General features: G+C 64.1%; 6 protein-coding genes. All 6 read left to right on the top strand.

Going from position 1 to position 6,106, the window contains the following annotated elements:
- The first annotated feature begins 234 nt into the window (after positions 1 to 234).
- The gene (locus tag ACFSQT_RS03525; protein WP_379017041.1) at positions 235 to 1,137 is read left to right on the top strand and encodes a GntR family transcriptional regulator; all 903 of its coding nucleotides are present in this window, start codon (positions 235 to 237) and stop codon (positions 1,135 to 1,137) included.
- Positions 1,138 to 1,254: 117 nt separating this feature from the next.
- Positions 1,255 to 1,611 (top strand): DUF2946 family protein, encoded by a 357-nt coding sequence (locus tag ACFSQT_RS03520; RefSeq protein WP_379017040.1) that lies wholly within the window; start codon positions 1,255 to 1,257, stop codon positions 1,609 to 1,611.
- A gap of 98 nt (positions 1,612 to 1,709) precedes the next feature.
- A complete protein-coding gene (locus tag ACFSQT_RS03515) occupies positions 1,710 to 2,246 on the top strand; it encodes a copper chaperone PCu(A)C (protein WP_379017039.1) in 537 nt (178 codons plus the stop codon).
- A 40-nt stretch (positions 2,247 to 2,286) separates the two neighbouring features.
- Positions 2,287 to 2,805 (top strand): YcnI family copper-binding membrane protein, encoded by a 519-nt coding sequence (locus ACFSQT_RS03510; protein WP_379017038.1) that lies wholly within the window; start codon positions 2,287 to 2,289, stop codon positions 2,803 to 2,805.
- An 87-nt stretch (positions 2,806 to 2,892) separates the two neighbouring features.
- Entirely contained in the window at positions 2,893 to 4,497 is a 1,605-nt protein-coding gene (locus tag ACFSQT_RS03505) for a copper resistance CopC/CopD family protein (RefSeq protein ID WP_379017037.1), read from the top strand.
- A gap of 175 nt (positions 4,498 to 4,672) precedes the next feature.
- Entirely contained in the window at positions 4,673 to 6,100 is a 1,428-nt protein-coding gene (gene gndA / locus ACFSQT_RS03500) for an NADP-dependent phosphogluconate dehydrogenase (RefSeq protein WP_379017036.1), read from the top strand.
- Positions 6,101 to 6,106: the final 6 nt, after the last annotated feature.

Raw genomic sequence — 6,106 nt, 5'->3', positions numbered from 1 at the left:
GTTCACGGGCGGTTTCCTGGGTGATCCTGGGATGCGCGGGCGGATTGACACGCGCCTGTTAAGAGATAATGTCTTTTATCGTGAAAAAACAGTTTTGCGTCAATTGTTTTTTCGCCGGGGAGTTCCGCATGTCCTTGGGTGTTCCGAAAAGCGATTTGGCTTTTCCGGGTCAAGGGAACGTCATATTGCGCTTCAAGTCGGCCGCCGCAAGCGACGGCGTGCAACGGGTCAGGAATGTCGAAGAGCAACAACGTCTATAAGGATGCCTACAACCGCTGCCTGCGGCTGCTCGACGAAACGCGCAGCCTGCCTTCGGAGCCGGAACTGGGTACATTGCTTGGCGTCAGCCGCACGACCGTCCGCACCATCCTGGCGCGCATGGAAGAGACCGGGCTGATCGCCTGGAACAAGCGCGCCAAGACGGTGCTGCGCGAACCGCGCCCGGATGATTTCTTCCCCGAGGAAGAGACCGACACGCTGGCCGAGATCATCGAGCGGTCATTCATGCGGCGGCTGCTTGCCGGCGGCGCCGAGGCCGGCATGCAGATCAACGAGCTCGAACTGGCGCGCGAGATCGGCGTCGGCACCACCAGCGTGCGCGAGTTCCTGATCCGCTTCTCCCGCTTCGGCCTGATCGAAAAGCGCCGCAACAGCCATTGGGTGCTCAAGGGCTTCACCCGTGCCTTCGCGCTGGAACTGACCGAAATCCGCGAAATGTTCGAACTGCGCTCGGCGGCGGCCTTCGCCGCGCTGCCGCCGGACAGCGTGGTTTGGGCCGATCTCGACGGTCTGGAAGACCAGCATCGCCTTCTGGCAAGCCAGATCGCCACCCGCTTCAACGAATTCTCAGAGTTGGACGAACGCTTCCATCGGCTCATCCACCGCGCGTCGCACAACCGTTTCATCGTCGATTTCTACGATGTCATCGCCATGATCTTCCACTACCACTACCAGTGGAACAAGGCGCAGGAGCGCGAGCGCAACGAAGTGGCGATCGGCGAGCATCTGGCCTATATCGAGGCGCTCAAATCGCGCGACCTCGGCAAGGTGGAGGCCGCCTGCCGCAAGCATCTGAAGTCGGCGCGGCAGACGTTGCTGACCTCGATCCCGGAGAGCCGGCCGCCGCAAAGATCCTGATCGCGCCGCGTTGCCGCAGCATCGAATTGCCGATTTTCCACTCGCGGGCTCCGTGCTAGGTATGTCGGGTTGCTGCGAAGAGGCAGGGCTTTGAGCATATCGAGGAGACGATGGAGCATGCCGGTCGCGCTTGTCGCGGCCTGCCTGTTGTTGCTCCAGTCGACGCTCGGTGCCTTCGCCGTCGGCACGGGGCCGAACGCATCGCAACTCGATGCCTTTGGCAACGTCATCTGTACCCGTGAGGGTGCAACCCAGCTTCCCGGCGGCAGCCCGCAGCCATCGCATCTGCCGGCATGCTGCGTGCTTGGCTGCAGCATGTTTTCGACGGCCTTCGCGCCGCCGTCCGATGCCGGCCTGGCGCTGGGCAGCCTTTCCTTTGAAACAGTCGCCTTTGTCCTTCCGGCGGCCATCCATCTCGATTTCGCGCGCGAGCGCTCGCCGTCGAACCCGCGTGCGCCGCCGCGGACAGCCTGAGCCTGTTTGCCCGACGGAACCTTTCGTGGGGCGTACCCATCCAAAGATCGAACTGTGCGCGACCGGCAACGGCGCGATCATCACTTCATGGAGCAACCATGTCCCATTTTTTCCGCACCGCCGCGCGCCCTCTGCTCGGCGGCATCTTACGCAGCTTCAAGGCGTGTCTCGGCATTGCCGTGCTGGCTTTTGTCCTGGTGTTCGCTGGCGCCCAGACCGGCTTCGCGCACGAATTCAAGGTCGGTGATCTCGAGATCGGGCATCCCTGGTCGCGGGCCACGCCGGCAGGCGCCAAGGTAGCCGGCGGCTATTTCACCATCACCAACAAAGGCAGCGCACCGGACCGATTGCTGTCGATTTCCTCCGACATCTCGGACAAGGCAGAACTGCATGAGATGGGCGTCAAGGACGGTGTCATGACCATGCGGCCGGTGGCCGGCGGCCTGGAGATTCCGGCTGGCGGCAAGGTCGCACTGGCGCCTGGCGGCTATCATTTGATGTTCATCGGCCTGAAGCGGCAACCCAAGCAGGGCGAAACCTTCTCCGCCACGCTGACCTTCGAAAAGGCTGGTGCCGTCAGCGTCGATTTTGCCGTCGAAGGCATGGGTGGCGGCATGGACGATCACGCCGATTGATCGCGCCGGTTCGACACATTTTGAAATCAGAGGGACCACCATGAACAAGTATTTTTTGTCGGCCGGCGCGGTTCTCGCCCTGGGAACAAGTGCCGCCTTCGCGCACATCACGCTCGAAACCCAGGAGGCGGCTGTCGGCTCGACCTACAAGGCCGTCTTGCGCGTGCCGCATGGTTGCGACGGCAAGGCGACGACTGCAGTGCGCGTGCAGATCCCGGAAGGGGTGATCGCGGTGAAGCCGATGCCGAAGCCGGGCTGGACGCTGCAGACCAAGAAGGGCAAATACGACAAATCCTACCAGCTCTACGGTCAGGCGGTGACCGATGGGGTCAAGGAAGTCGACTGGAGCGGCGGCAGCCTGCCGGATGAATTCTACGACGAGTTCGTCTTTCGCGCGACGCTGACGGCGGATCTTCCCGTGGGCCAAAAACACTACTTCCCGGTGGTGCAGGAATGCGATGGCGCCGCGGATCGCTGGATCGAGATCCCGGCAGCCGGGCAGGACGAAGACGCGCTGGAGAATCCGGCGCCCGGCATCAAGCTGTTGCCGAAGAAATAATGTCTTTCGGCGGCGCTCCGTTCGCGGAATGCGCCGCCATTTCATGGCAATGGCATGAGCGCGATGTCCTCACTGCGGATGATTCACATGGCCAGCAAGCTCGTCAGCCGGGTTGCCGGCGGCCTGCTGGCCGTGGTCATGCTGCTCATCGTCATGGCCTCGACAAATCAGGCCTTTGCCCATGCCGCGCTGATCAAGACCGATCCGGCCGATGGCGCTGTGCTGGCACAGGCGCCGGCACTGTTCTCGCTGACCTTCAGCGAGCCGGTCTCACCGCTGGTGCTGACGCTGGTGAAACCCGACGGCACACCAGTTCCGCTGACGGCCTTCCGCCTCGCCGATCAGACCGTCGAAATCGACAATCCGCAGAACCTGAAGTCCGGCACGCATGTGCTGAGCTGGCGCGTCATCTCCACCGATGGTCATCCGGTCGGTGGTTCGCTGCTGTTTTCCATCGGCGCGCCAAGCGTGCCGCCGGCCGTGTCCGAGGCCGTCGACTGGCCGCAGCGGTCGGCGATCTGGCTCGGCAAGGTCCTTCTCTACATCGGGCTTTTCCTTGGCGTTGGCGGCGCTTTCGCCCTTGCCTGGCTGGCCCAGGGTGGACAGGCCGGCCGGCGTTTCGTCATAGCGGCAATCCTGTGCGGGCTGATCGCTGCACCGCTGTCGCTCGGCTTGCAGGGGCTCGATGCGCTCGGGGCGCCGCTCTCCCATCTGGCGCAGCCGGTCATGTGGCGGACCGGGCTCGGCACCAGCTTCGGCTGGACGGTGCTGGCCGCGCTGATCGCGCTGGGGCTCGGCCTGCTGTCGCTGGCCGGGCCGCGCGTCGCCGCCAAGCCATTTGCACTGGCCGGATTGGCCGGGGTGGGTGTCGCGCTAGCGGCCAGCGGCCACGCCAGTGCCGCCGAACCGCAATGGCTGACGCGGCCGACGGTGTTCCTGCACGGCGTCGGCATCGCTTTCTGGGCCGGGGCGTTGGTGCCGCTCGGCCTGGCGCTGAAAGGTCAGTCGGCGGGGGCTGCGCCATTCCTGCGGCGGTTTTCACGCGCGATCCTGCCGGCCGTGGCCGTGCTTGCTGCCGCCGGCGCCGTGCTTGCCGTCATCCAGGTGCAAATACTTTCGGCGCTGGTCAACACCGCCTATGGCAGACTGTTGCTGATCAAGCTCGGGCTGCTGGTCTTTCTGTTCACGCTCGCCGCGGTCAATCGCTGGAAACTCACAGCTTCGGCCGAGGCCGGGGCGACGGAAGTGCAGCGCAGGCTGGTGCGTTCAATCGGTGCCGAAATGCTGATCGTGGTGGCGATCTTCGGTGTTGCCGCGGGCTGGCGCTTCACGCCGCCACCACGGGCCCTGGCGATCGCGGCCGCGCAACCGGTCTCGGTCCATATCCACACGCTGCAGGCGATGGCCGATCTCAGCATCACGCCCGGCCATGCCGGGTCGGTCGTCGCCTCGATGATCATCATGACCGGCGATTTCGGGCCACTCGACGCCAAGGAGGTGACGCTGGTGTTGTCGAAGCCCGATTCTGGCATCGAGCCGCTCAAACGTGCCGCGACCAACCCCGGCGATGGCAGCTGGCGTGTCGACAATCTCGTCATCCCGGTTGCCGGCCGCTGGATGGTGGGCATCGACATCCGGGTCGCGGACTTCGAGATGGTGAAGATCGAAGCTCCCTTGGACATCAGGCCGTAAAGCCGGACCGCCCTCGGCGCGAGCTCGGCTGATGCAACACAATTCGGCGAGGCGGTTGACGCGGCCCGAAAGGCCGGTCAATCATTTTGGCGAAGAATGGGTATCTCGCCGAAGAATGGGCATCCCGGCAAACCGCGAGCTCGAAACAACAACATTCGAAAGCAGGGAAGAAACGATGGAAAAAGCGGAAATCGGCCTGATCGGCCTTGGCACGATGGGCTCCAACCTGGCGCTCAACATCGCCGAGCACGGCCACCGCATCGCCGTCTTCAACCGCACCAGGGCACGCACCGACGCGTTCGTCGAAAATGCCGGCGGGCTGAAGGACATGGTGGTGCCCTGTTACAGCCTGGAAGAGCTCGCTGCCGCGATCCGGCCGCCGCGTCCGATCATCATCATGGTGCTGGCCGGCAAACCGGTCGACGAACAGATCGAAGCCTTGCGCGGCGTGCTGTCGGCCAACGACATCGTCATCGATGCCGGCAACGCCAATTTCCGCGACACGATGCGGCGCTTCTCCGAGCTTTCGGGCTCGGGCCTGACTTTCATCGGCATGGGCGTGTCCGGCGGCGAAGAGGGCGCGCGCCACGGGCCTTCGATCATGGTCGGCGGCACCGAGGATTCCTGGAAACGCGTCGAGAAAGTGCTGACCGCGATCTCCGCCAAATTCAACGACGAGCCCTGCGCTGCGTGGCTCGGCACCGATGGCGCCGGCCATTTCGTCAAGACCATCCACAACGGCATCGAATATGCCGACATGCAGATGATCGCCGAAATCTACGGCATCCTGCGCGACGGCCTCGGCATGGGGCCGAAGGACATCGGCACGGTGTTTTCCAACTGGAACAAGGGCCGGCTCAATTCCTACCTGATCGAGATCACCGCCAAGGTGCTGGCAGCAGACGATCCGAAGACCGGCAAGCCGGTGGTCGACATCATCCTCGACCGCGCCGGCCAGAAGGGCACCGGCAAATGGTCGGTCATCGAGGCGCAGCAGCTCGGCATTCCGGCGACCGCGATCGAGGCGGCGGTTGCGGCGCGCGTGCTGTCGTCGATCAAGGACGAGCGGCTGGCGGCGGAAAAAGCCTATGGCAACATAGGCGTGACGAAGATTTCCGGTGACAGGGACGCATTGCTTGGAGACCTCGAACTGGCATTGTTCGCCGGCAAGATCGCCGCCTATGCGCAAGGTTTCGCGGTGATGAGCGGCGCCTCGAAGGAGTTCAACTGGAACCTGCCAATGCCGACCATCGCCAGGATCTGGCGCGCCGGCTGCATCATCCGCTCGCAGATGCTCGACACCATGGCCGAGGCGTTCGGTTCCGGCGGCGCATCGACCAATCTTCTGATGGCGCCGGCCTTTATCTCGTTGATGCAGGAGGCGCACCCGTCGCTGCGGCGCGTCGTGGCAAGGGCATCGGAGGCTGGCTCGCCGGTGCCGGCGCTGTCTTCCGCACTTGCCTATTTCGACAGCTACCGCCAGGGCCGCGGCACCTCGAACCTGATTCAGGCGCAGCGCGACTTTTTCGGCGCCCATGGCTTCGAGCGTATCGACGGACCGGGTGCGTTCCACGGGCCGTGGGGAAGCGGTGCGGCTGGCTGAAAATAG

The sequence above is a fragment of the Mesorhizobium calcicola genome, from assembly GCF_042682105.1.
GTDB lineage: Bacteria > Pseudomonadota > Alphaproteobacteria > Rhizobiales > Rhizobiaceae > Mesorhizobium > Mesorhizobium calcicola.
The sequence above is the reverse complement of the archived record's forward strand: the minus strand, read 5'-3'. Positions and strand labels throughout refer to the sequence as shown.